Origin of the sequence: Staphylococcus auricularis (assembly GCF_051172115.1) — a bacterium.
Taxonomy (GTDB): Bacteria; Bacillota; Bacilli; order Staphylococcales; family Staphylococcaceae; genus Staphylococcus; species Staphylococcus auricularis_A.
On record NZ_JBPIZN010000006.1, the window covers coordinates 1 to 24312 of the forward strand.

General features: G+C 37.5%; 22 protein-coding genes, 5 tRNA genes and 1 pseudogene. 24 read left to right on the forward strand and 4 right to left on the reverse strand.

Features of this window, described 5'->3' with window-relative positions:
- Positions 1-2: 2 nt before the first annotated feature.
- The 12 genes and pseudogenes from ACSBRB_RS09270 (at position 3) to ACSBRB_RS09325 (ending at position 9867) form a co-directional block, all read left to right on the forward strand.
- Positions 3-74 (forward strand) — tRNA-Glu (locus tag ACSBRB_RS09270).
- Positions 75-85: 11 nt separating this feature from the next.
- Positions 86-161, forward strand: a tRNA-Val gene (locus ACSBRB_RS09275).
- Between the two features lie 16 nt (positions 162-177).
- A tRNA-Tyr gene (locus ACSBRB_RS09280) sits at positions 178-261 on the forward strand.
- A 4-nt stretch (positions 262-265) separates the two neighbouring features.
- Positions 266-337 (forward strand) — tRNA-Gln (locus ACSBRB_RS09285).
- Between the two features lie 6 nt (positions 338-343).
- Positions 344-416: transfer RNA gene (locus tag ACSBRB_RS09290), tRNA-Lys, on the forward strand.
- Between the two features lie 873 nt (positions 417-1289).
- Complete coding sequence (rocF, locus tag ACSBRB_RS09295; protein ID WP_435032562.1) at positions 1290-2195, forward strand: arginase; 906 nt, start codon at positions 1290-1292, stop codon at positions 2193-2195.
- A gap of 263 nt (positions 2196-2458) precedes the next feature.
- Positions 2459-3265: a diadenylate cyclase CdaA gene (gene cdaA, locus ACSBRB_RS09300; protein WP_059107933.1), complete on the forward strand. Its 807-nt coding sequence runs from the start codon at positions 2459-2461 to the stop codon at positions 3263-3265.
- A 1-nt stretch (position 3266) separates the two neighbouring features.
- Positions 3267-4199, forward strand: a complete 933-nt coding sequence (locus ACSBRB_RS09305) for a CdaR family protein (protein WP_435032563.1) — start codon at positions 3267-3269, stop codon at positions 4197-4199.
- A 28-nt stretch (positions 4200-4227) separates the two neighbouring features.
- The gene (gene glmM, locus ACSBRB_RS09310) at positions 4228-5580 is read left to right on the forward strand and encodes a phosphoglucosamine mutase (protein WP_435032564.1); all 1353 of its coding nucleotides are present in this window, start codon (positions 4228-4230) and stop codon (positions 5578-5580) included.
- 592 nt (positions 5581-6172) lie between these two features.
- The gene (gene glmS, locus ACSBRB_RS09315; protein WP_435032565.1) at positions 6173-7978 is read left to right on the forward strand and encodes a glutamine--fructose-6-phosphate transaminase (isomerizing); all 1806 of its coding nucleotides are present in this window, start codon (positions 6173-6175) and stop codon (positions 7976-7978) included.
- A 176-nt stretch (positions 7979-8154) separates the two neighbouring features.
- Entirely contained in the window at positions 8155-8934 is a 780-nt protein-coding gene (locus ACSBRB_RS09320; RefSeq protein ID WP_435032566.1) for an ABC transporter ATP-binding protein, read from the forward strand.
- A 74-nt stretch (positions 8935-9008) separates the two neighbouring features.
- A pseudogene (locus ACSBRB_RS09325) lies at positions 9009-9867 on the forward strand (HAD family hydrolase).
- Positions 9868-9950: 83 nt separating this feature from the next.
- On the opposite strand, the gene ACSBRB_RS09330 reads toward ACSBRB_RS09325, so the two are convergent.
- Complete coding sequence (locus ACSBRB_RS09330) at positions 9951-11042, reverse strand: DUF975 family protein (protein ID WP_435032567.1); 1092 nt, start codon at positions 11040-11042, stop codon at positions 9951-9953.
- Positions 11043-11174: 132 nt separating this feature from the next.
- On the opposite strand from ACSBRB_RS09330, the gene ACSBRB_RS09335 reads away from it, so the two are divergent.
- Positions 11175-11906, forward strand: coding sequence for a metallophosphoesterase family protein (locus tag ACSBRB_RS09335; protein ID WP_435032568.1), 732 nt, complete (start codon positions 11175-11177; stop codon positions 11904-11906).
- Positions 11907-12070: 164 nt separating this feature from the next.
- Here the strand turns inward: ACSBRB_RS09335 and ACSBRB_RS09340 are convergent, their stop codons facing one another.
- Together ACSBRB_RS09340 and ACSBRB_RS09345 are read right to left on the reverse strand one after the other, a co-directional pair.
- Positions 12071-13036, reverse strand: coding sequence for a cation diffusion facilitator family transporter (locus ACSBRB_RS09340; protein ID WP_435032569.1), 966 nt, complete (start codon positions 13034-13036; stop codon positions 12071-12073).
- 11 nt (positions 13037-13047) lie between these two features.
- Positions 13048-13350, reverse strand: coding sequence for an ArsR/SmtB family transcription factor (locus ACSBRB_RS09345; protein WP_435032570.1), 303 nt, complete (start codon positions 13348-13350; stop codon positions 13048-13050).
- A 143-nt stretch (positions 13351-13493) separates the two neighbouring features.
- Here ACSBRB_RS09345 and ACSBRB_RS09350 point away from each other — a divergent pair, with 143 nt between their 5' ends.
- From ACSBRB_RS09350 to ACSBRB_RS09380, 7 genes are all read left to right on the forward strand, one after another.
- Complete coding sequence (locus tag ACSBRB_RS09350; protein WP_435032571.1) at positions 13494-14150, forward strand: SDR family oxidoreductase; 657 nt, start codon at positions 13494-13496, stop codon at positions 14148-14150.
- Between the two features lie 270 nt (positions 14151-14420).
- On the forward strand, positions 14421-15356 hold the full coding sequence (locus tag ACSBRB_RS09355) for a type I phosphomannose isomerase catalytic subunit (RefSeq protein ID WP_435032572.1): 936 nt from the start codon (positions 14421-14423) through the stop codon (positions 15354-15356).
- 21 nt (positions 15357-15377) lie between these two features.
- Positions 15378-15608 carry a hypothetical protein gene (locus tag ACSBRB_RS09360; protein WP_435032573.1) on the forward strand — a complete coding sequence of 77 codons (231 nt, stop codon included), beginning with the start codon at positions 15378-15380 and terminating at the stop codon, positions 15606-15608.
- A gap of 63 nt (positions 15609-15671) precedes the next feature.
- Positions 15672-16652 carry a YeiH family protein gene (locus tag ACSBRB_RS09365; RefSeq protein WP_435032574.1) on the forward strand — a complete coding sequence of 327 codons (981 nt, stop codon included), beginning with the start codon at positions 15672-15674 and terminating at the stop codon, positions 16650-16652.
- Positions 16653-16724: 72 nt separating this feature from the next.
- Positions 16725-18098 (forward strand): EVE domain-containing protein, encoded by a 1374-nt coding sequence (locus ACSBRB_RS09370; protein ID WP_435032575.1) that lies wholly within the window; start codon positions 16725-16727, stop codon positions 18096-18098.
- 206 nt (positions 18099-18304) lie between these two features.
- Positions 18305-18718: a thiol-disulfide oxidoreductase DCC family protein gene (locus ACSBRB_RS09375; protein ID WP_435032576.1), complete on the forward strand. Its 414-nt coding sequence runs from the start codon at positions 18305-18307 to the stop codon at positions 18716-18718.
- A gap of 387 nt (positions 18719-19105) precedes the next feature.
- Positions 19106-19552 (forward strand): Dps family protein, encoded by a 447-nt coding sequence (locus tag ACSBRB_RS09380; RefSeq protein WP_059107918.1) that lies wholly within the window; start codon positions 19106-19108, stop codon positions 19550-19552.
- A gap of 203 nt (positions 19553-19755) precedes the next feature.
- On the opposite strand, the gene deoD is transcribed toward ACSBRB_RS09380, so the two are convergent.
- Positions 19756-20466, reverse strand: a complete 711-nt coding sequence (gene deoD / locus ACSBRB_RS09385) for a purine-nucleoside phosphorylase (RefSeq protein WP_435032577.1) — start codon at positions 20464-20466, stop codon at positions 19756-19758.
- Between the two features lie 159 nt (positions 20467-20625).
- Between deoD and deoC the strand changes: the two genes are divergently transcribed.
- The 4 genes from deoC (at position 20626) to ACSBRB_RS09405 (ending at position 24226) form a co-directional block, all read left to right on the forward strand.
- Positions 20626-21288 (forward strand): deoxyribose-phosphate aldolase, encoded by a 663-nt coding sequence (gene deoC, locus ACSBRB_RS09390; protein WP_435032578.1) that lies wholly within the window; start codon positions 20626-20628, stop codon positions 21286-21288.
- An 86-nt stretch (positions 21289-21374) separates the two neighbouring features.
- On the forward strand, positions 21375-22676 hold the full coding sequence (locus ACSBRB_RS09395) for a pyrimidine-nucleoside phosphorylase (protein WP_435032636.1): 1302 nt from the start codon (positions 21375-21377) through the stop codon (positions 22674-22676).
- Positions 22677-22688: 12 nt separating this feature from the next.
- A complete protein-coding gene (gene deoB / locus ACSBRB_RS09400) occupies positions 22689-23879 on the forward strand; it encodes a phosphopentomutase (RefSeq protein ID WP_435032579.1) in 1191 nt (396 codons plus the stop codon).
- On the forward strand, positions 23876-24226 hold the full coding sequence (locus ACSBRB_RS09405) for a DoxX family protein (RefSeq protein ID WP_435032580.1): 351 nt from the start codon (positions 23876-23878) through the stop codon (positions 24224-24226). Before deoB ends, ACSBRB_RS09405 begins: the two co-directional genes overlap by 4 nt.
- Positions 24227-24312 lie beyond the last annotated feature (86 nt).

Below are 24312 nucleotides of genomic sequence, written 5' to 3' on the forward strand. Positions count from 1 at the left end.
ATGGCTCCGTGGTCAAGCGGTTAAGACACCGCCCTTTCACGGCGGTAACACGGGTTCGAGTCCCGTCGGAGTCATTTTACATAATGGAGGATTAGCTCAGCTGGGAGAGCATCTGCCTTACAAGCAGGGGGTCGGCGGTTCGAACCCGTCATCCTCCACCATTTTGAATAATACCTTGGAGGGGTAGCGAAGTGGCTAAACGCGGCGGACTGTAAATCCGCTCCTTCGGGTTCGGCAGTTCGAATCTGCCCCCCTCCACCATTGATGGGCTATAGCCAAGCGGTAAGGCAACGGACTTTGACTCCGTCACGCGCTGGTTCGAATCCAGCTAGCCCAGTTTTTTGAGCCATTAGCTCAGTTGGTAGAGCATCTGACTTTTAATCAGAGGGTCAGAGGTTCGAATCCTCTATGGCTCACTCATTAATGAGACTCGGATTAACCAGTTACTAACTAGGTTAATCCGAGTTTTTTGTGTTTATCGTGTAATATGATTTGTGAGGTTTTCTAAATTTGAATATTTTATTTAATTAATCGTTGTATTTGTTTTTAATAGTGATAATTTATTAGTAGGGAATGAATTACTTTTACAGAATTACGATACAAAGGAGTCATTTTCTATGAATGATATGATCGTAGTGATATGTTGTGGGTTAGCAGCACTCGTTGGAGGTCTTATTACAGAAGTGACCTTAAAAAATAAACCTATACTTATTAGATTGCTATCTATTTTAATCATTTACATTGTTGTTTTGGTAATTTTATTATTGATGTGCTTTAAGTTATTTTAATATTGCCTCTTTATTCATTGCGTTTTAAACTATCAACTTCTAAGTCTAATGTTAGTGTGTCGTATCTATCTTACATTAGACTTTTTATTATTTTAAAACTTGATCCATTCTTTTCCATAAACTCTGATTGATCTCATTAACCACATATATTAAGTGGGCTATATCTTTATATCTTTTTGCTGTTTCATCCTCAAATACAAGTGCATAAATAATTCTCTTTAAAAAGCGCTATTATGCTTCTATAAGTTGTACTTAAAGCTATTATCCTTCTTACTTAAAAATTTTTCTTTTGAATAATCATACAGTTTATATTGTGTGAGTAAAGGTTTATATTAGAAAGCGCTTACATTTATTCTGTGTCTCATTTTTGACAATTGTATGTTCAATAATATTTATGGTTTTTTATGAATTTTGTATTGTTATATAATTCTTATTATAACTTGATATATAAAGTTAATTACCTTACTATAAATTTAATTGAGTATAAAAGGGGTTTTAGACATGAATAAAACAATAGACATCATCGGTGCACCTGTTGCATATGGACAAAGAAAACTAGGCGTGGACTTTGGTCCTGATGCGATTAGATACGCTGGATTATTAAATAGATTAAAGGCTTTAGAGCTTACATTTAATGATAAAGGAAATATTCCAGTCCCTAATATAGATTTAGAACGCTATTTAAGTGAACAAGAGGGCGCACGCAACTTACCTGAAATCATCGAAGTTTCAAAAACTTTAAGTGAGGCAACTTCAGAAAGTGTTGCTCAATCTCACTTTCCACTCACACTTGGTGGAGACCATTCTTTAGCGATTGGTTCTATTTCCGGTATTAGCCAACATTATGAAAATCTCGGTGTCATTTGGTATGACGCACATGGTGATTTAAATATTGCGGAAGAATCACCTTCTGGGAACGTACACGGTATGCCATTACGTACATTATTAGGTGAGGGCGATGAACAACTCGTTAATATAGGTAGTGAAGGTGCGAAACTTAAGCCTGAAAATGTTGTATTGATTGGTATGCGAGATTTAGACAGTGGTGAACGACGTTATATTAAAGAACAAAACATTAAAACATATACCATGGCCGATGTGGATCGCTTAGGCATCCAACAAGTCATTAAAGAGACGCTCGAATATTTAAAAGATAAAACAGATGGTATTCACTTATCATTTGATGTGGACGGCTTAGACCCATACGAAACACCAGGAACAGGCACACGTGTACCAGGTGGCTTAACATATAAAGAAAGTCACTTTGCGCTTGAACTGTTAAGTCAATCTAACTTAATTACATTTATGGACTTGGTTGAAGTGAATCCATTACTAGACCAAGGAAATAGTACTGCAGAACAAGCAGCCGTTTTATTAGGTAGTTTCTTCGGAAAAACATTACTTTAAAATATGCATATCCATTTTTAGCTGGAGCTCATATGGGCTTCAGCTTTCTTTTTGTGTTTTAAAAAGTTGAGTAACTTTTTGTCACCACATCACAAAAGATGAAAACACTAAAATATTCTCGTTAAAACCTGCTACAAAACTTGCCATCCATATTTTAAAAGAATCCGCATTTTCTCTCTGTTTTGTGTTTAAATTAATATGACAGGCGCCCTTGAGATTGGTATAATAAAAGAACGTGGGAACAGATTACCGGAGGAGATGCTATGGATTTATCCAATTTATTTGATAACTGGAGTACGCTTAAAATTATAACAACCGTACTCGATTTAATCATCGTTTGGTATGTACTTTATCTTCTCATTACAGTTTTTAAAGGTACGAAAGCCATTCAATTATTAAAAGGGATCGTTGTTATTGTAATCGGACAACAAGTCAGCAAAATGCTGGATTTAACTGCGACAGCTCGACTATTTGACTTAGTTATCCAATGGGGTGTACTCGCACTCATCGTCATCTTCCAACCTGAAATTCGTCGGGCTTTGGAACAATTAGGACGAGGTAGTTTATTTAAACGTTATACGGGTACAGTCAACGATACTGAGGATCAACTCGTTGAAGCTGTAACGAAAGCAGTACAATATATGGCTAAGCGTCGTATTGGTGCCTTGATTGTATTTGAAAAAGAAACCGGTCTACAAGATTATATTGAGACAGGGATTTCGCTAGATTCTGATATTTCGCAAGAGCTTCTAACGAATGTCTTTATTCCTAACACACCATTACATGATGGTGCGATGATTGTACAAGGTAAGAAAATTGCAAGTGCAGCGAGCTATCTACCACTATCAGACAGTGCGAAAATAGCCAAAAGCTTAGGTACTAGACACCGTGCCGCAGTTGGTATATCTGAAGTATCGGATGCGTTCACGGTCGTCGTTTCAGAGGAAACAGGTACCATTTCAGTCACATTAGATGGTAAATTACGTAAAGATATTTCAGCTGACGCATTTAAAGAATTATTAGCTGAACATTGGTTTGGCTCACACTTGAAAAAGAAAGGTGTGAAATAATATGATAGAGAGTAAATGGGGATTGCGCTTTATCGCTCTAGTCCTAGCACTTTTGTTTTTCTTATCAGTGAATAACGTATTTGGTAATATATTTGATATTGATAACATAGGTCAAAAATCAAACGAAACCGTAGAGGATGTACCTGTACAAGTTAAATATGATTACAAAACGTTATATGCAAGTAATGTACCTGAAAGTATTGACGTTGAGTTATCTGGTTCACATTCTCAAATTCTTAAAAATGCGAACAACGAAAACATTAAAGCCGTGTTAGATTTGACCGGCGAAGAAAAGGGTATACATTCTTCAAAATTTAAAGTAAGCGGACTAGAAGACGATATTAAATATTCAGTGAAACCGAAACAAGCTACTGTAAATCTAGAAGAAAAGGTAAGTAAAAATATTAAAGTCACACCCGATGTGAGTTCCAAACACATTGATGATAGATACAAAATCAGCGATCAATCAGTTTCTCCGGAAAATGTTAAAGTAACTGGTGGTCAAGAACAAATTGATAAAATTGCTTATCTTAAAGCAACATATAAAAACGACAGTAAAATCACGCAAGATACTACAGATGTAGCAAAAATCACCGCATTTGATAAGAATTTAAATAAACTCAATGTAGCGGTTGAACCTAAAGAGGTTAATCTGAGCGTTAAATTAGAACCTTACAGTAAAAAAGTTAAGCTCAAAACTAAAACAGTAGGTAGCTTATCTGATGGAAATAAATTAGATAACATTAAATTGAGTGATAAAGAAGTAGAAATTTTTGGTAATCGTGGGGACCTAGAAGATATAGATTCAATCACCGCTAAAATTGATTTAGATGACATTCACGAAACGACGGAACAAGATGTCGACTTAGAATTACCAGATAATGTATCAAAAGCAGAGCCAGACGAAACGACTGCTACGATAAACTTAAAATAACAGGAAAACGATAAAGGAGACATAGACAATGGGAAAATATTTCGGTACGGACGGCGTTAGAGGCGTTGCTAATAAGGATTTAACTCCTGAACTTGCCTTTAAATTAGGCCGTTTCGGTGGTTATGTACTCGCACATAATGAAGATAAGGATCACCCTAAAGTATTGGTAGGTAGAGACACACGTGTTTCTGGTGAAATGTTAGAATCAGCATTGATTGCCGGACTCGTTTCTATTGGCGCAGAAGTGATGCGTTTAGGTGTCATTTCTACACCAGGTGTTGCTTACCTTACAAAAGAGATGGAAGCAGAATTAGGTGTAATGATTTCAGCTTCGCATAATCCAGTAGAAGATAATGGTATCAAATTCTTTGGGTCAGATGGTTTTAAACTCTCTGACGAACAAGAATTAGAAATTGAAAAACTACTCGATGAAGAAGATCCTAATTTGCCACGTCCAGTAGGTGAAGATATCGTCCATTATTCAGATTACTTTGAAGGAGCACAAAAATACATCAGTTATCTTAAATCTACAATTGATGTTGATTTAGAAGGTATGAAGATCGCTTTAGATGGCGCAAATGGTGCTACATCTTCACTTGCACCATTCTTATTTGGTGATTTAGAAGCGGATACGGTTACAGTAGGTTGTAATCCAGATGGCTACAACATCAATAAAGAAGTAGGATCAACACATCCTGAAACACTAGCTGAGGCAGTCGTTGAAAATGAATGTGACTTCGGTCTTGCATTTGATGGAGATGGTGACCGTCTCATCGCAGTTGACGAAGATGGTCAAATCGTCGATGGTGACAAAGTCATGTTTATTCTTGGTCAAGCGATGGCAAAAAATCAAGAGCTTAATGATAATATGATTGTCTCTACAGTTATGAGTAATTTAGGCTTCTATAAAGCACTTGAAAATGAAGGTATTGAATCTTCTAAAACTAAAGTAGGTGACCGTTACGTTGTCGAAGAAATGCGTCGTGGTGGCTACAATTTAGGCGGCGAACAATCTGGTCACATCATTATGATGGATTACAATACAACAGGTGACGGACTTCTCACAGCGGTTCAACTTGCGGCAGTGATTAAAATGACAGGTAAAAAATTGAGTCAACTTGCTGACCAAATGAAAAAATATCCGCAATCATTAATCAATGTGCGTGTGACAGATAAACACGGTGTCACAGATAACATTGAAGTCCAAGCTGAAATGGAAAAAGTTGAATCCGAAATGAACGGTGAAGGCCGCACCCTCGTACGTCCTTCAGGCACAGAACCACTCGTTCGTGTTATGGTAGAAGCTTCCACAGATGAAGAAGCAGAATCTTATGCACAACGTATCGCAGACGTGGTTGAAGCACAAATGGGTCTAGACTAATAAAAACAAAAGCACGGCATTCCAGTTGTAGGGATGCCGTGCTTTATTTATTAAAGCGATTCATAAACATTTACAAAACACACAACTTATTACGGTAATTTCTCACTTTCATTACAATATTGTAAAAATGACACTATAAATAATTTGCAATGCGCATCCGAAACGTTGTAGAATTAGACATAATTAATGAAAGGAGGATAGGGGTATAAAAATAAAGCGCCTGTACAAGTCTCAAAGAGCTGTTTAACATTTAAAGTTTATAACAGAAACTTTAATAGACATCTCCGAGGAGCTTGTAGACGAGGAGGATAGTGATCGAATTTATCGGCGGATGCTATCCCGGATGTGGCTCATCCGAAATCTTATTAAGTAAAACATTGAGGCAACTCAGTGCACAAAGTTAATAAGTTAGCCGAAAGTAAGTAACAAATATAAAGAATTTGAGTAAAAGGGTGCAGTATGCCTTTTTAAGGTTTGTGAATTCATATGCATCTTGGGAAATTTAATCGAGAAACTTTGCATTTATGACTACATCACTTATATATAAAGCGCATATTGGCCGTTTTACCTAACTATTGGAGGTAAATTACTTATGTGTGGAATTGTCGGATATATCGGCTATGAGAATGCGAAAGAATTATTATTAACTGGATTAGAAAAATTAGAATATCGCGGTTATGATTCAGCAGGTGTGGCAGTTGTCAATGATGACGGCACACACGTATTTAAAGAAAAAGGCCGAATTGCAGAATTGAGAAAAATCGCTGATGAAGATGAAGCAGATGGCACAGTAGGTATTGGTCATACACGTTGGGCAACACACGGTGCACCTAACTATGAAAATGCTCACCCACATCAATCTTCTTCAGCAAGATTTACACTTGTACATAACGGTGTAATCGAAAATTATGAAGAATTAAAATCAGAATATATGCCAGATACAGAAGTGGTTTCAGACACTGATACAGAAGTCATTGTCCAATTAATTGAACACTTCTCAAACGAAGGCTTATCAACAGAAGATGCCTTTACAAAAGTCGTATCATTACTTGATGGTTCATATGCTTTAGGCTTACTAGATAGTCATGATAGAGACACATTGTACGTTGCAAAAAATAAATCTCCGTTACTTATCGGTGTAGGAGATGGCTTTAATGTGATTGCTTCAGACGCATTAGCTATGCTTCAAGCAACCAATGAATATAAAGAAATTCACGACCACGAAATCGTACTTGTCAAACGCGATTCAGTTACAATTAAAGACCAACAAGGTAATGTGCAAGACAGAGAAACTTATATTGCAGAAATCGATGCATCAGACGCTGAAAAAGGTGTTTATGATCACTATATGTTAAAAGAAATCCACGAACAACCTGCTGTTATGCGTCGCATTATTCAAGAATATCAAGATGATAACGGTAACTTAAAAATCGATCAAGAGATCGTAGATGATGTTGCGGAAGCGGATCGTATCTACATCATTGCTGCAGGTACAAGTTACCATGCAGGATTAGTCGGTAAAGAATTTATTGAAAAATGGGCAGGCGTACCTACAGAAGTACACGTGGCTTCAGAATTCGTATACAACATGCCACTTCTATCAGAAAAACCATTATTCATCTACGTTTCTCAATCAGGTGAAACAGCAGACAGTCGTGCCGTATTAGTTGAAACGAAAAAATTAGGCCACAAATCATTAACTGTCACAAATGTGGCTGGTTCTACGTTATCTAGAGAAGCAGACCATACACTACTCTTACATGCAGGTCCTGAAATTGCAGTAGCTTCTACGAAAGCTTACACTGCACAAATCGCTGTTTTATCTATTCTTTCACAAGTGGTTGCACAAGCACGTGGTAAAGATGTAGACGTAGAATTACTTCGTGAACTTGCAAAAGTGACTACAGCGATGGAATCTATTGTCGATGACGCAGAGTATATGGAACAAATTGCGAAAGACTACTTAGCTACAACGCGCAATGCATTCTACATTGGTCGTACAATCGATTATAATGTCAGCTTAGAAAGTGCGCTTAAACTCAAAGAAATTTCATATATCCAAGCAGAAGGATTTGCGGGCGGTGAATTGAAACACGGTACAATCGCATTAATCGAAGAGGGTACACCTGTCTTTGCGCTTGCAACACAAGAAGGTGTAAATGGTTCAATTCGCAGTAACGTGCAAGAAGTCGTCACACGTGGTGCCCATACATGTATCGTTTCAATGGAAGGACTCGATAAAGAAGGAGACACTTACGTGATTCCTCATGTCCATGAATTATTAACACCACTTGTTTCTGTTGTGGTCTTCCAATTAATTGCATACTATGCAGCTTTACACAGAGATCTTGATGTGGATAAACCACGTAACTTAGCAAAATCTGTAACTGTAGAGTAATTGCGAAACAACGTATTTTTTGATGATGAGCGATAAAAAGTTCAGCTTAAAATGATAAGAAAGGTCCAGTTGGCGTATCTTCGCTTTAAACTGGACCTTTTGATATATCAGCATTTTTTACAACGATAAGCTATAATAAAAATCAATATGCATCATAGAACAAAGGGGAGTTACACATGTTGATTAATCTCGCACATCTTTCGAAAACAAAAAGAGGTAAACAAATCTTAAAGGATATATCTTGGCAGATTCAGCCCGGTGAAAAGTGGTTACTATATGGTTTGAACGGTGCAGGAAAATCGACACTACTGAACATTTTAAACGGCTACGATTTCGCGACGACGGGTACTGTAGAATTGTTTGAAATGGAGCCAGGAAAAGTAGGATATTCTGCGGATCGTGTCAGACAACATATTGGCTTTGTGTCACATCAATTGATGGATCGCTTTCAAGAAGGTGAAAGTGTGCTTGACGTCGTGATTAGCGGTGCATATCAATCTATCGGTGTATTTCAAACGGTGACAGCTGAAGTTGAAACACAAGCACAACAGCGTTTAATAGAAGTCGGTATGGGAGATTTTGCTGAGGCATATTACGGGACCTTATCTACGGGTGAACAACAACGTGTACTCATCGCACGCGCCCTCATGGGTCATCCAGCGATGTTAATACTCGATGAACCAGCGTCAGGATTGGATTTTATCGCTAGAGAAACATTATTATCAGCATTGGAACAACTCTATATCCATCGACCTGAACTTTCAATAATTTATGTGACGCACTTTGTAGAAGAATTGACGCCCCATATGACACATGCGTTGTTATTGCGAGAGGGTCAATGCTTTAAACAAGGAGTAATACATGACGTCCTTAATGACACAGTATTATCTCAATTCTTTAAGCGCCCAGTACATTTAAAGCAACATGAAGATAGATTTGCTTTATTTTTACAGTGACAAAGATTGCACATACAGGTATCACGTGCCATACTTTATATAAACGACCATGAATGATAACGGAGGGAAATGAGATGGACGATGTTAAAGCAATATTTTTAGATATGGACGGGACATTACTCCATGAAAATAATCAAGTGAGCTTGTATACGAAGGAGATTATCGATCAATTACGGACTAATGGCTATAAAGTTTTTTTAGCGACAGGTCGATCACACGATGAAATTCACTTTCTAGTACCAGAACATTTTGAAGTGGATGGTATCATTAGTTCAAATGGGACATGGGCATACACTGGATGGTGTTTTGTTCAAACACACGTTGTCACAGACCCAAGTATTGGACATTGTTCAACGGGCAAAAGCAGACAGTATTTATTATGAAGTGTTCCCATTTGAAGGAAATCGTATCGTATTAAATGAAGATCGCACATGGATCGAAACAATGATTGAAGGGGAAACACCACCAAACAACGTCAGTGAGAGTGAGTGGTTATCTCGTAAAGATGCGTTAAATGGTAAGATCAATTGGCAAGATGCATTTTCAGGTGACGGTTACTCGAAAATATATTTATTTGCGCCTGATTATGATCGAATTGCTGATTTTCGTAAGCAATTACAAGAAGATCAAGATACATTACGTATCTCTGTGTCTAATTCTTCACGCTATAACGCTGAAACTATGGCTTATGGGATTGATAAAGGCTCAGGAATTAAAGAAATGATTGAGCATTTTGACATCAAACAACATGAAACGCTCGTTATGGGTGATAGTGACAACGATCGTGCGATGTTTGAATTCGGTCATTATACGGTAGCTATGAAAAATGCGCGCCCTGAAGTTCAAGCATTAGCCAAAGATATTACTTCATTTACGAACGAAGAGGACGGCGCAGCTAAATATTTAGCGCAGAATCTGTTAGGAGAAAAATAAGCAGAGATATTAAAAATCTAAACGAGGCGTTTTGAAGTATAAAAAAGGGCGGGAGCTGTATGTTCCCGCCCTTAAATTTATGATTATTGTTTTGGTTCATCTGATTCTGAAGTATCACGGTTTGATTGGGTTTGTGACTCATCTCCATTTGATTCTGTTTGATGGTTTGCTGTGTCGTCATTGGATGGTGTTGCATAATCTTCAGCGTTAAGACCTGATGATTGAATGTTTGAAGGTCCAACTGATGATTGTGCTGTTGTTGTATCATCACCACCGTTTAGTCGTCCGTTACGGTTGAAGTATTGTACGATTGCGATGATGTTGAAGTAGTAAATTAAGATACGTACAATGACTACGATGACCATAAAGATATTGATCAAGATAGACGCAACTGTTTGTGAAATACCACCTGTAGAGATTACAAGTGCTTGGTTAACAGGTCCATCTAAGATGAGTACGATTAAGTTAAGTAATAGGATACCGATAAAGAATGTGAACCAAGTTTTATTTCCGTTTTTAATACCTTTGAATCCTAATTTAACATCTTTCCAAGCGCCTCTTTTTGGATCTTCTGTATAAGCTGTAGTGTAGTTAACAATCACTATAGTGAAGAACCAAGTAATGATAGATTGGATGAATGCTAAGATTAACACTAAAATGACATTTAGTGTGAGTGCATAACCAATAAAGTGCTCAGATGTAGCAAGTTTAGCTTGGATTGCGCTGAATAAATGAGATACGCCTAAATTAGCGAGTTGTACTACGATGTATGTAATGACACCGAGTATAACTAGGAATAATAAAGTAAATAATGAAAGTTTTAAACTTTTACCATATCTACCTTTTCTAAAACTAGCTATGATATCGCTAAATGATACTTTTTCTTTATTGATTGCTTTTCGAATCGCATGAATGATGCCTGCTATTAATGGATAGCCAATGAAAACGTAAAGTAAGATTGGCAACAAAATAGCTAAAGCAATTAATGCGATCACTTTACCAGTAATTTGCTGCATCATGAGAGATAGGAAAAATGTTTGTACTGCAGCTGACACTGGAATGACAGATACAAACGCTAAAACAAATAAAATCACAAGACCAATCAACGTGATAAGTAACGTTTTGGCGTGTTGTGGTTTCATATTTTGTATAGCAAGCTTATGAAATTTAAACACTTTGCACACTCCTTTTTAGTGATATAAACACGATACCAAAAATTTTAGGATTTTAAAATAAATAGGTAGCCAAATAGCAAATAAATGTTATTATAATAAGAATGGAAATAATTTTAAAAGGGAGGTTTCATCATGAAATTCGCAGTTATCACTGATATACATGGTAACTTTGATGCTTTAGAGGCAGTATTGGATGATATTGATAGTAGAAGTAATGTCAAAAAGATTTATAACTTAGGCGATTTAGTCGGTATTGGTCATGAAACGAATAAAGTATTAGATGCTGTATTCGATAGAGATGATATGGAGATCATTGCCGGTAATCATGATGAGGCTGTGATGTCTATTATTAATGACACACCGTATCCCAAAGATTTGGAAGACAAATTTTATGAACATCATCAATGGATAGAAAGTCATATGGACGAAGATTATTATGAAGAACTTAACGCACTACCAAGAACAAGAGAGCTCACAGTTGAAGGTAAGAAAGTGCTTTTCATTCATTATGAAATACCGAATGATCAATTAGAAGTATCTATTGATGAACAACCATTTAGTCCGATTGTAACACCATCATTAGAAAATATGTCCGAGCTCTTTAGCGATAAAGATGCAGATCTTATCGTCTTTGGACATAATCATACCGTGCATATGTATGATGACAAAGAAACAGTGTACTTCAATCCTGGTTCAGTTGGTCTGAATAATGGGGCTTATGCTAGCTATGGTTTGGTGACTATTGATGAAAATGAATTTTCTATCGAACGTGTCAAAGTACCGTATGATAATGAAGAATTTATTGCAGGTTTTGATGAAAAACAAGTACCAGCAAAATCACTGATATTTGATCAATTTTTATAGCACGACAAAGTAAATCTGCAAAATGTTCAAGCACAAAAAATGATACAAAGAAAGACGTATTGATTTAGTCAACGCTACTTAGTCAGGCAATATAAGATTTGCCCATGTAGCTGCGAGATATCAATACGTCTTTTTATTGTTCACGGAATTCATCTACATTGTATTTAGTGATGGTGATGTGCATGTTTCGTATTATTAATAACAGAACAAAACGTTTCATCACCGTGATCATGGTTGGCCGTTTCTAACTGAATGGTCATGTGTTGGATATTGCGTTTTGCGAGTTTATGTTCGATGGATTTCAGTATCGCATCACATGCTTCAACCGTCAAACGTGGATCAATGACTGCATGACAGCTTACAGCGTTAATCCCATTTGAAATGGTCCAGACATGACAGTCGTGTACGTGTGTGACTTGAGGTTCAGATTTAATTGCATGGATGACTTGTTTAATAGATACATCTTCAGGTGTGCCCTCCATCAGTACATTGATTGAAGCGGCGATGATACCCCAACTGCTGTGCAAGATGAGTAAGGATACGATGATACTAATGATAGGGTCGAGGAAGTTCCATCCTGTAAGCCAAATACCCATTGCTGCAATCATTGCTCCGACAGATCCTAATAGATCGCCCATTACATGAATAAATGCGCCACGCATGTTAATGTTATGATCTGTATCGCCACTTTTAAACATTAACCAAGCGACGACGATATTTACGATTAAGCCGATTAAACTGATGAGGAACATCTCTATTGATTGAACCTCTTCCGGTTCGATAAAGCGTTGGATGGCTTCAATAATAATGATGATGCCTACGATGAACAAAGTAACCCCATTAAATAAAGCCGCTAGAATCTCAAAGCGTTTATAGCCAAATGTTTTATGGAACGTCACACGTTTTTCTGAGAAGTAGAAAGCAACGAGGGCAACTCCGAGTGAAACGGTATCACTGACTATATGTAGACCATCTGACATCAGCGCCAAACTGTTAGAAAGAAAACCACCGATGATTTCAACAATCGTAAATGAAAGAATAATAATAAAACTAATCGCTAAAATTGTTTTATTATCTGTATGCACATGTTGATGCATGTGATGATGTTGGTGATTACTCATAGTCGTCATCTCCAGTTATATTAATGTTCAGCATGATGTATTGCCTGATAAAGTAAATCAGTGACGTGGTGATCATCTACTTCGTAAATCATTGATTGACCTTGTCGTGTTGACTTAATCAACTTAGCTTGTTTTAAGGTGCGTAGTTGATGCGAAACGTTGGATTGCGTCATGTCGAGTGTCGTAGAGATATAATTGACACTCGCTGAACCTTCATCGAGTAAATGTAAGATACGCACTCTATTTTGATCACTCAGTGCTTTAAAAATTTCAGTTACTCGTGCAAGCGTGGTTTCGTTTAACACGTGGGATTGCTTTTTCATGATATCACCTTTTTAATATATTAGTATATGTTCATATATTAATCTTTATGTATGAGAAGGTCAAGTTTCAAAGATCGTCGTGTTTTATAAAGTGATAGCCGGGTAGAAAAAGGATAAATGATTGATGAAGGGAAGAGATATAAATGAGTATATTAGTCATAGGTGCAAATGGCGGTGTAGGTAGTAAAGTATTAGCTAAGTTACAAGCAGATGGTCAAGACGTCACTGCAGGTGTGAGAAGTGAAGAACAGTTAAGCGCATTAAAAGATAGTGGTCGTAAAGCAGTATTAATCGATGTAGAACACGATGATATCGATGCACTTACTGAAAAAATAAAAGGGTTCGACAAAGTGCTCTTCTCTGTAGGTTCAGGAGGTAGCACAGGCGCAGACAAGACAATTATTGTTGATTTAGATGGCGCCATCAAGACGATAGAAGCAAGCAAAGCGAACCATGTTTCACAATATGTGATGGTTTCCACTTTCGATTCAAGACGCCAAGCATTTGATGATAACAGTAATTTAAAACCATATACGATTGCAAAACACTATGCAGATGAATACTTGAAACAATCCGGTCTCAATTACACAATCGTACATCCGGGTACGTTAAAAGATGATCCAGGTAGCGGCAAAATCGAAAGTGAAGCCTTCTTCGATAAACATGGTGACATTAGCAGGGAAGATGTTGCTACAGTGCTAGAAAAAGTATTGACTGATTGGCAAGGTAAAAATAGTGAATTTCAAATTATCAACGGCGATAAAGAAATAGATACTGCACTTGAACCATTTAATAAATAATATTGTACGAATCATATGATGCCCACTAGTTATGTCTATGAGATGACATATTTAGTGGGCTTTTATAATGGAAAATTAAATGAAGGACTATAATTATAGGAAGAGAGTTGATATAATTAGGGGAGGTATATAGCTTAATTTTAATCATGTGAAATCTATTGATATGAAGGCTATAGCTCGTAACGCAATTAAGATTGCTCACATCATTCACAGACGACAGAAATTTTTATGATACATAAACGAGCTAAAAATCGTTTTGGAGGTGCGGTAATGCCGTTATTTTTGAAACCAGTATTACACGAAAAAGTTTGGGGCGGAAGAAGACTAGAGGACTTTGGTTATCGTCTACCCAACGATCATATAGGAGAGGCATGGGCAATATCTGCACATCCAAACGGTAAGTGTGAAATTGTGAACGGTCCTTATGCTGGTCATACACTGGATCAAGTATGGGAAGAGCATCGCGAACTGTTCGGTGATTTTCCTAGCAAAGATTTTCCATTATTAGTGAAAATGGTGGATGTACAGTCACCACAATCTATTCAAGTGCATCCAGACGATGCCTATGCGTATGAAAATGAAAATGGACAATATGGTAAGTCTGAAAGTTGGTATATCGTAGATGCAGAGCCGGGCTCTGAAATTGTTTATGGTGTGACTTCTGAGGATCGAGATGAAGCGATAGACAAGATTAAGCAAGATGATTACGAAACGGTGCTCAATAGAGTGACAGTAACACCAGGAGAGTTTTATTTTATTCCTGCTGGTACGATCCATTCGATTGGAGCAGGTGTTATCGCATATGAAACGATGCAATCATCTGACGTGTCTTATCGCATCTATGACCATGACCGAGATGCAGAAGGACTCGGTCGTGAATTAAATAAAGAAAAAGCATTGGATGTCATTGAAACCAATCAAAACTTAACCGCTGCAACGACAGATGTTGAATTCGTTGAAAATCACAAACGGACGAAACTCATCGCCAATGATTTCTTTACAATGGTGAAATGGGAAATATCAGGTACTTTAAACTATATGAAACCGAGAGAATTTGTATTGGTTTCTGTCATTGATGGTGGTGGAGAAGTTGTCGTCGATGGTGAGATATATAATGTGACGAAAGGCAGCAACTTTATTTTGACATCCCATGATTTAGATACTGTATTTGAAGGAGATTTTGTTTTACTCGTGAGCTTTTTATAGAAGAGAGAGGAAGGGTTCATCGTGGAAAAATTTTTATACGTCGCACTGTTTTGCGGAATTGTATCAGGTGGCGGGGTGTTTATGGGCATGCCTCCATTTCCATCGGTTGCATTGCCAATTATCATCAGTTTAATTGGAATTATATGTAGTTTGATTACGATCAAAGATAAAGATGTGAACGGCTTCTTAAAATTAGGTGGCGTGCTCATTAATATCATGCCGTTATTCGGTGCCTTCACCTTAATGAGATAAATAGCCCCAAGTACGCATTAGATGTTTAGAAAATGCACATGTAGCAGAATATGAGGTAATGATGTGACAAAATTAAAAGGACTGACGTTAACAGTAACTATTGCGGTAATTGCGACATTATTGGGCATGGTTTTTCCAGTGATTGGTAGTGCTATTTTCGCTATTATAATCGGTATGGTTGTGAATCATTTTATTCGATTACCTGACTCATTGACACCAGGAATTAAGTATAGTGGCAAGAAAATACTCCATTACAGTATTATTGTGCTTGGCTTTACATTGAGCTTTCAGGCCATTGGTGAAGTTGGGTTGCACTCATTACCAATTATTATAAGCACATTGATTGGCGCATTTATTTTAGTGTATGTTGTGATGAAATTATTGCGTCTTGATTCAAAGCTCAGTATATTAATCGGTGTAGGTACTGCAATTTGTGGAGGGTCTGCTATCGCAGCTACGAGTCCTGTCATTAAAGCCAGAGAATCACAAGTAGCTTACGCGATTTCAACTATTTTTCTCTTTAACATCATCGCAGTGTTTATTTTTCCACCGCTCGGACATTTATTACATATGAGTCAGACAGCATTCGGTTATTTTGGTGGCACAGCCATCAATGATACATCTAGTGTGGTGGCTGCGACAGCTAATTATGGCGAGCATGCATTAGCAACAGGAACTATTGTGAAGTTGACACGAACACTGATGATTGTACCAATCGTACTATTTTTTACATATTTGACCGTCAAGCAAGAGAAAGAGCGAGAAAGCAATGTTTCAATCGGTCACATCTTTCCATGGTTTATCGTCTGGTTTGTCTTAGCTTCACTCATAAGTACAGTGTTGAATTTTCCACCGATGTTAATCCAAGTTTTTCATCACATTGCGCTTTTTTTAATTACGATTGCGATGGCAGGTATCGGTTTAACTGTAGATATCAAGCAGTTTAAACAAGCGGGTGTTAAACCGATGATATTAGGCTTATTCACTTGGTTGGTCGTCATTGTAATCAGTCTCGTAATGATGAAATTTTTACAACGCTTTTAAAGGGAACACGTTCACGTGAATAGTTAAAAAGATTAGAAATAAAATTTTGTATAAAGGTAAGGGAGTATCCAAATGACAGAGGAAATCAATTATTTTTGGTTGAATTGCGGCTATAATCGTTGGGATCATCAATCGCAACTAGAAGGACAGACCACACTGTTTGAATCGGGTGCACATTTTAATCCGAGCCAAGGATTTCGTGCTTTTAAACATGCCAAAGTAGGAGATCAGGTGATATTTTACCAAGTACAAATGGATACGGGCCTCTTAGGATATGGTGAAATCACGTCAGTTCAAACCGGCGCTCAAAATAAAATTCGTGTGCAGTTTGAATTAAAAAAACAATTAAAACCGCTCACAACGGATTACTTAAAACGGAGTGAAACGTTAGAGTTTCGCATCAATAACATGAAAGAAACATTATTCAATCAAATAACGAAAGAAGAATTTGATTTAATTGTTCAACTTGGTGAGGGTGAAACGAAAATACCAAGATATTTCTTCTTAGCTGAATCCCAAGAATTTGAACCTGAAACACATTATACGATTTATACACATACGTATAATGGCATTAAACGTAATGGTTATCACTATTATACACAGCTGGAAGTGGGAGATCAGCTTGTGTTTTTCGATCGAAATGCGAACCAATCTGTCATCGGATTAGGTGAGGTGAGTGCGCATATTCACGAGAAAGCTCCAATACCTGGACGTACCAATAGCACAGCGATTGAAGTTTACTTTGAACGCGAAATCCCGCCTGTATCACTCGCAACATTAAATCAGCATCCTAAGTTGAAGAACTTGTATTTCTTACAAGAAAATGCAAAACAGGCCATCGCAGGGTTATCTTCGGCCCAGTATGAAGCTATTTTAGAGATGAGTGAAAATCAAGGCGTTAAGCCACAGTTTAAAGCTGTGAAACCGAATGAACAAGTCGTTGAAAATAATTCGGATGACGTTAAACCGTTTATTTTACTCGTGGTGGACAAAAAAGAAGAAGGACTTAAGTCTGCAGAAGATTTATTACAATCTACTAATGCGAATCCTGTTTTAACGACAGGTCATCCCGATTTTAGCGAAGACATGTTATATGGCAAATACTTACCAAATGAAACGGGTGCATTATATTACAGAGAAGGTTTTATCACGAACTTAATGCCAAGCCGTGATAAACGTTACTTAGTTATTGATAACTTTAATCGCATTGATCCAGATATATTTCAAACATATATTAACGTATTAGAAGGCTATGAAATGACATTGCCACGTTATAATAAAGACGGTTCTATGGTTAAATGGTCACGTAATAAAGATTCTTTCTATCATTTTAATCCGAACTGGCACATCATCGGCATTACCTATGATGATTTAGAAACGATTAAGTCTAAGTATTCTTCTCAATTCTTGAAATATACACGTATTGTCCGTGTGAATCAAGATTAATTAAATCAATCGAATCCAAGTGAGAGTAAGATATATCATCGCTGAGGGCGGGTGAATACACGCTGAATGATACATGATGACATTCAGTCGTGACACCTGGTTGATGAGTGAATGATATATTTCGCTCTCATTTTTGTTTGTAGAGGTATGAATTAGGTTATAGTAAGGATGAAAGTGATGTGTTAAAGCATAAGGAGTGAATCAAGATGCCAATTATTTATTATGATGGCAATTGTGTTTATTGTTTTAATTATACGATTTGGCTCATTCGTCATGGATTACCAAAAACGTACCAATTTGCACAATTACAAGGTCGCATCGGTCAACAGTTAGCACATAACTATCCAGAGACACAACAGTATGACAGCGTAATTTTACAAGAAGGTTCAGATTTTAAATATTATTCTGATGCCATTAAATCCATTTTACTTGTGTTACCTGTAGACTATAAAGGTCTGGGTCTCGCATTATCGCTATTTCCAAAAACTGTTCGCGACGTAGGATATAAGACCTTTGCGAATAACAGAGATAAAATGTGGAAAACGCACTGGCAACACGCAACACCTTATGAACAAACATTTTATTTAGATCGAGACGAAAATACAAACTTGAACAATTAAAGCATACAGGATGCATTGTTACATGTAGCACAAAGCGTTTAAAGTCAGACAGCTCAGCTAATTTGAAGGTTTGTATGGCGTCGTCAGTACTCGCGCATTTGAGCGAGCGATTGCTGATGTAAATGCATTTCATTATCAATTAGATGATATATATTATCAATTAGAGGGCAGAAAAATGTAGGTTGATTGTTTAAGTGTAGTATCATCATTAAAGTATAAGTATGTTTATACAAGCTGATATGAAGCACTATACACAGCTTTATAAAGTTTCTTAAAGTTATTGCTCAAAAAGCTTTACTTTCGATAATTATTATAATATAATAATTATTGTAAAGAACACAGATAGTGAATTAAAAATTTGAATTGGTATAAGGAGAGATTTTTAATATGGCAAATAACAGCGAAGTAGTACGCGTATTAAATCAACAAGTTGCAAACTGGACAGTGGCATTCACTAAAATTCATAACTTCCACTGGTATGTAAAAGGACCTAACTTCTTCTCACTACACGTTAAATTTGAAGAATTATATGATGAAGCAAGTCAATACATCGATGATTTAGCTGAACGTATTTTAGCAATCGGTGGTAACCCTGTTGCAACATTAAAAGAAAGCTTAGATATTTCAATCGTTGAAGAAGCAGGCAAAGGTTATACAGCTGCTCAAATGGTTGAAGAATTATCAAATGACTTCACTAACATCTCTAAACAATTAGACGAAGCAATTGAAGTGACTTCTGAAGCAGAAGACGATGTAACTGAAGATATGTTTATTAGCATGCAAAATTCAGTGGATAAACATAACTGGATGTTAAAATCTTTCTTAGGTGAATAATTCATCCAAGTTAAATAAGACCGGTGATTTTAATATTGCCGTAGCATAAAAGTGCGGGACAGTACCTCTATTAAAGAGGTGGCTGTCCCGCTTTTTTTCTAGATATGTGCTTGAACTTTCCAAAACAACTTTATACATAATGAAAGCACCGATTGAAGATGCTTCTCAACCGGCGCTTTGAACGATTCAACTGGTTTTTATCATTATTCAGCGATTTCTAATGCGATTTCCATCATTTGTGTAAATGAAGTTTGGCGTTCTTCAGGCGTTGTTGATTCATCGCGTAGTAGGTGGTCACTGACAGTAAAGATGCCCAGTGCTTTTTTACCTGCAGCTGTCGCATTGAGATATAACGCAGCTGATTCCATTTCAACGCCTAAGATGCCCATGCGTGTCCATGGTTCATTAAATGATTCATCTGCGTTATAGAATGTATCTGATGATAAGATGTTACCCACATGTGTTGTTGCACCGATTTCGTCTGCTTTCGCTTTAGCTTGTGTGATCAAATCAAAATCAGCTAATGGTGCGAAGTGTCCTGGGATATGATATTGATCAACATAGTTTGAATTTGTAGATGCACCTTGAGCAATGATGATGTCATAGAGGTTTACATTTTCTTGTAGCGCACCGCATGATCCAATACGGATAATTGTATCGACGTCAAAAAAGTTAAAGAGTTCATATGAATATATACCAATACTAGGAATTCCCATACCTGAACCCATCACTGATACGGGTTTGCCTTTATATGTACCTGTGTAACCAAACATGTTACGGACTTCATTAAATTGAACGACATCTTCTAAATAGTGTTCAGCGATGTATTTTGCACGGAGGGGGTCTCCAGGCATTAATACTGTTTTAGCAATTTTTGCGCCATTCGGTTGTATGTGTGGTGTACCTGTTGTCATTTGTATCGACTCCTTTAATTATTTATCAAAATAAAGATAACATTTGTTTATATTTTTTGCTAATTTTTGTAGTATTACTGTGAGGAACGTTTTAAAAAGACGAACTTTAATAAAACAAAAGACGTACTCATTTTTGAAAGTACAGGAGGCAAATGATTAATGAATATCGCAAAATATATAGATCATACGTTATTAAAACCTGAAACAACACGTGAACAGTTAGATCATGTTCTTGAAGAAGCAAAGGAATATAATTTTAAATCTGTATGTATTAACCCATCACACGTTAAATACGCAGCAGAAGCACTGAAAGATACAGATGTATTGGTATGTACAGTAATTGGTTTCCCACTCGGTGCTACCACTACAGCGTCAAAACAATTCGAAACCGTCGATGCGATTAAAAACGGCGCAAGTGAAGTCGATATGGTCATCAATATCGGCGCGTTAAAAGACGGACGTTATGAAGATGTTCAACAAGATATCGAAGGTGTGGTTGCATCAGCAGAAGGACATACGGTTAAGGTAATTATTGAAACATGTTTACTCACTGATGAAGAAAAAGTAAAAGCCTGTGAATTGAGCCAAGCCGCTGGAGCGAACTTCGTGAAAACATCCACTGGTTTTGCTTGCGGAGGAGCTACGCCTGAAGATGTAAAATTAATGAAAGATACTGTTGGGGATGCATTAGAAGTAAAAGCATCTGGTGGTGTGCGTACCGTTGAAGACTTTAATCAAATGGTTGAAGCGGGTGCTACGCGTATTGGCGCAAGTGCAGGTGTAAAAATTATCCAAGGATTAGAAGCAGATACGGATTATTGATTGAACAATAAAATAATCAATCAACGACTACATCTTCATAAGACGTGATCACGTCTAAGATGGGACGTTTGAAGGAGGCAACAATGATGAGAATGGTTGATATCATTGAGAAAAAACGAGACGGTAAAGCATTAACCAAAGAGGAAATAGAATTTTTCATTGAAGGATACACACAGGGAGACATTCCGGATTACCAAGCTTCTAGTTTAGCGATGGCGATCTTTTTCCAAGACATGGATGACGAAGAACGTGCAACCTTAACGATGGCAATGGTTAACTCAGGTGATTATATAGATTTATCTCACATTCAAGGCGTCAAGGTAGATAAACACTCGACAGGTGGCGTAGGGGATACGACCACCCTTGTACTCGCACCACTTGTAGCTGCTGTGGGGGTACCTGTTGCGAAAATGAGTGGTCGTGGATTAGGCCATACGGGTGGCACGATTGATAAATTAGAATCGATCGAAGGATTCCATGTCGAAATTTCTGAAGATCAATTTACGCAACTTGTGAATGATGATCGTATTGCAGTCATCGGTCAAACAGGCAACCTCACACCCGCAGATAAAAAATTATATGCCCTACGTGATGTTACTGGCACGGTGAATTCTATTCCGCTTATTGCTTCATCAATCATGAGTAAGAAAATTGCTGCCGGTGCTGACGCGATTGTCTTGGATGTAAAAACGGGTAATGGTGCTTTCATGAAAACGGTCGAAGATGCAGAAGCACTTGCACAAGCGATGGTGCGTATCGGTAATCAAGTAGGTCGACAAACGATGGCGATTATTTCAGATATGAGTCAACCATTAGGTAATGCCATCGGTAACGCTTTAGAAGTTAAAGAAGCGATAGCAACGTTACGTGGTGAAGGACCTGACGATTTAACTGATCTCGTTTTAACACTGGGTGCACAGATGGTCGTTTTAGGGCAACAAGCGTCAACCATCGATGAAGCACGTAACATGTTAGAGGAAGCAATCAAAGATGGTCGTGCCTTAGAAAAATTCAAGACGTTCATTTCAAATCAAGGCGGTGATCCGTCTATTGTCGATGATGTATCTCGTTTGCCACAAGCACAATATCAATACGAACTTGCGGCACCACGCACAGGGGTCGTCACTGAAATTGTGGCGAATGAATTAGGGATTGCTTCTATGATGTTAGGTGCTGGAAGACAGACGAAAGAAGACGAGATTGACTTAAGCGTTGGACTTGTATTAAATAAAAAAGTTGGAGACAATGTGAACGAAGGTGAATCGTTGTTGACCATCTATAGTAACCAAACAGAGATAGAAGAGGTTAAACAAAAACTGCTAGATAATATTACAATATCTGACAGTGGAGACGCACCCACATTGATATATAAAATGATTACAGAGTAGGGAGAGTTTGACATGACAACACCATTTAAACGCGTACATTTAATTGTAATGGACTCAGTAGGTATTGGCGAAGGCCCTGACGCAGAAGCGTTTGGTGACGAAGGAAGTCATACATTAAAACATACGCTAGAAGGTTTTTCAGAAACATTACCTAACTTAGAGCGTTTAGGACTAGGGAACATAGAAACATTGCCAGTGGTTTCATCCGTAGATGCACCACAAGCGTTTTATACTAAATTAAGTGAAGCTTCTGTTGGTAAAGATACGATGACAGGTCATTGGGAAATCATGGGCTTAAATATTATGCAACCATTCAAGGTTTATCCTAATGGGTTCCCCGATGAACTTGTACAAGAAATCGAAGCGATGACAGGCCGTAAAGTCGTGGCTAACCGTCCTGCCTCTGGTACGCAAATTATAGAGGAGTGGGGCGAACATCAAATGAAAACGGGAGATTTGATTGTATATACTTCAGCTGACCCCGTTTTACAAATCGCAGCTCACGAAGATGTCATTCCGTTAGAAGAGCTTTACGATATTTGCGAAAAAGTAAGAGAGTTAACGAAAGATCCTAAATACCTCATTGGACGTATTATTGCACGTCCTTATGTCGGTGAACCAGGTAACTTTACACGTACCTCTAATCGCCATGACTATGCGCTTAAACCATTTGGTCGTACAGTGATGAATGAGTTGAAAGATGCAGGCTATGATGTCATTGCATTAGGTAAAATCAACGATATTTATGATGGTGAAGGTGTGACTGAAGCGATCCGTACGAAAGATAACATGGATGGTATGGATCAATTAATACAAACCGTAAAACGTGACTTCAGCGGTTTAAGTTTCTTAAATCTCGTTGACTTTGATGCGAAATATGGTCATCGTCGTGACAAACCTGGATATGCTCAAGCGTTGAAAGACTTTGATAAACGCTTACCAGAGCTTATAGACGCACTGCAAGAAGATGACTTGGTTATCATTACAGCAGACCATGGTAATGACCCGATTGCAGATGGCACTGACCATACACGTGAATACATTCCGGTACTCATGTTTAGTCCGAAAATCAAGCAATATCATGCATTATCTCAAGATACCACGTTTAGTTCTATCGGTGCGACGATCGCGGATAATTTTGGCGTTACTCTACCGGAATTTGGTTCAAGCTATCTCGCTGAAATGGGTGAACGTGAATCATGAAACTATTACGTATGTTGATAGCAACGATTTTTACTGGTGCTGGCGTTTTACACTTTACGAATGAGTCAGGTTTTAGAAAGATCGTACCGCATTACTTGCCACTGCGCAAAACGGCTGTCTTAGTGACTGGGGTATTCGAAATTATATTTGGTTTGAGTTTATTTATAAGAAGACCCGGGCAAGCCATGAAAGGTGCGATGAATGCTTTCTTATTAGTTGTATTCCCAGCTAATATTTACATGGCGAGAAAGCAAGTGCCATTAGGTGACTTACATCTACCGAAATGGATCTTATACGGGCGTCTGCCACTACAATTTGTATTAATGAAAATCATTAAAGCATTATAGATATAAAAAAAGCCTTATCCTAATGACAAGCTAGGACATCCGATGATGTCACGATAGCGTCGTATATAGGATAAGGCTTTTATGAT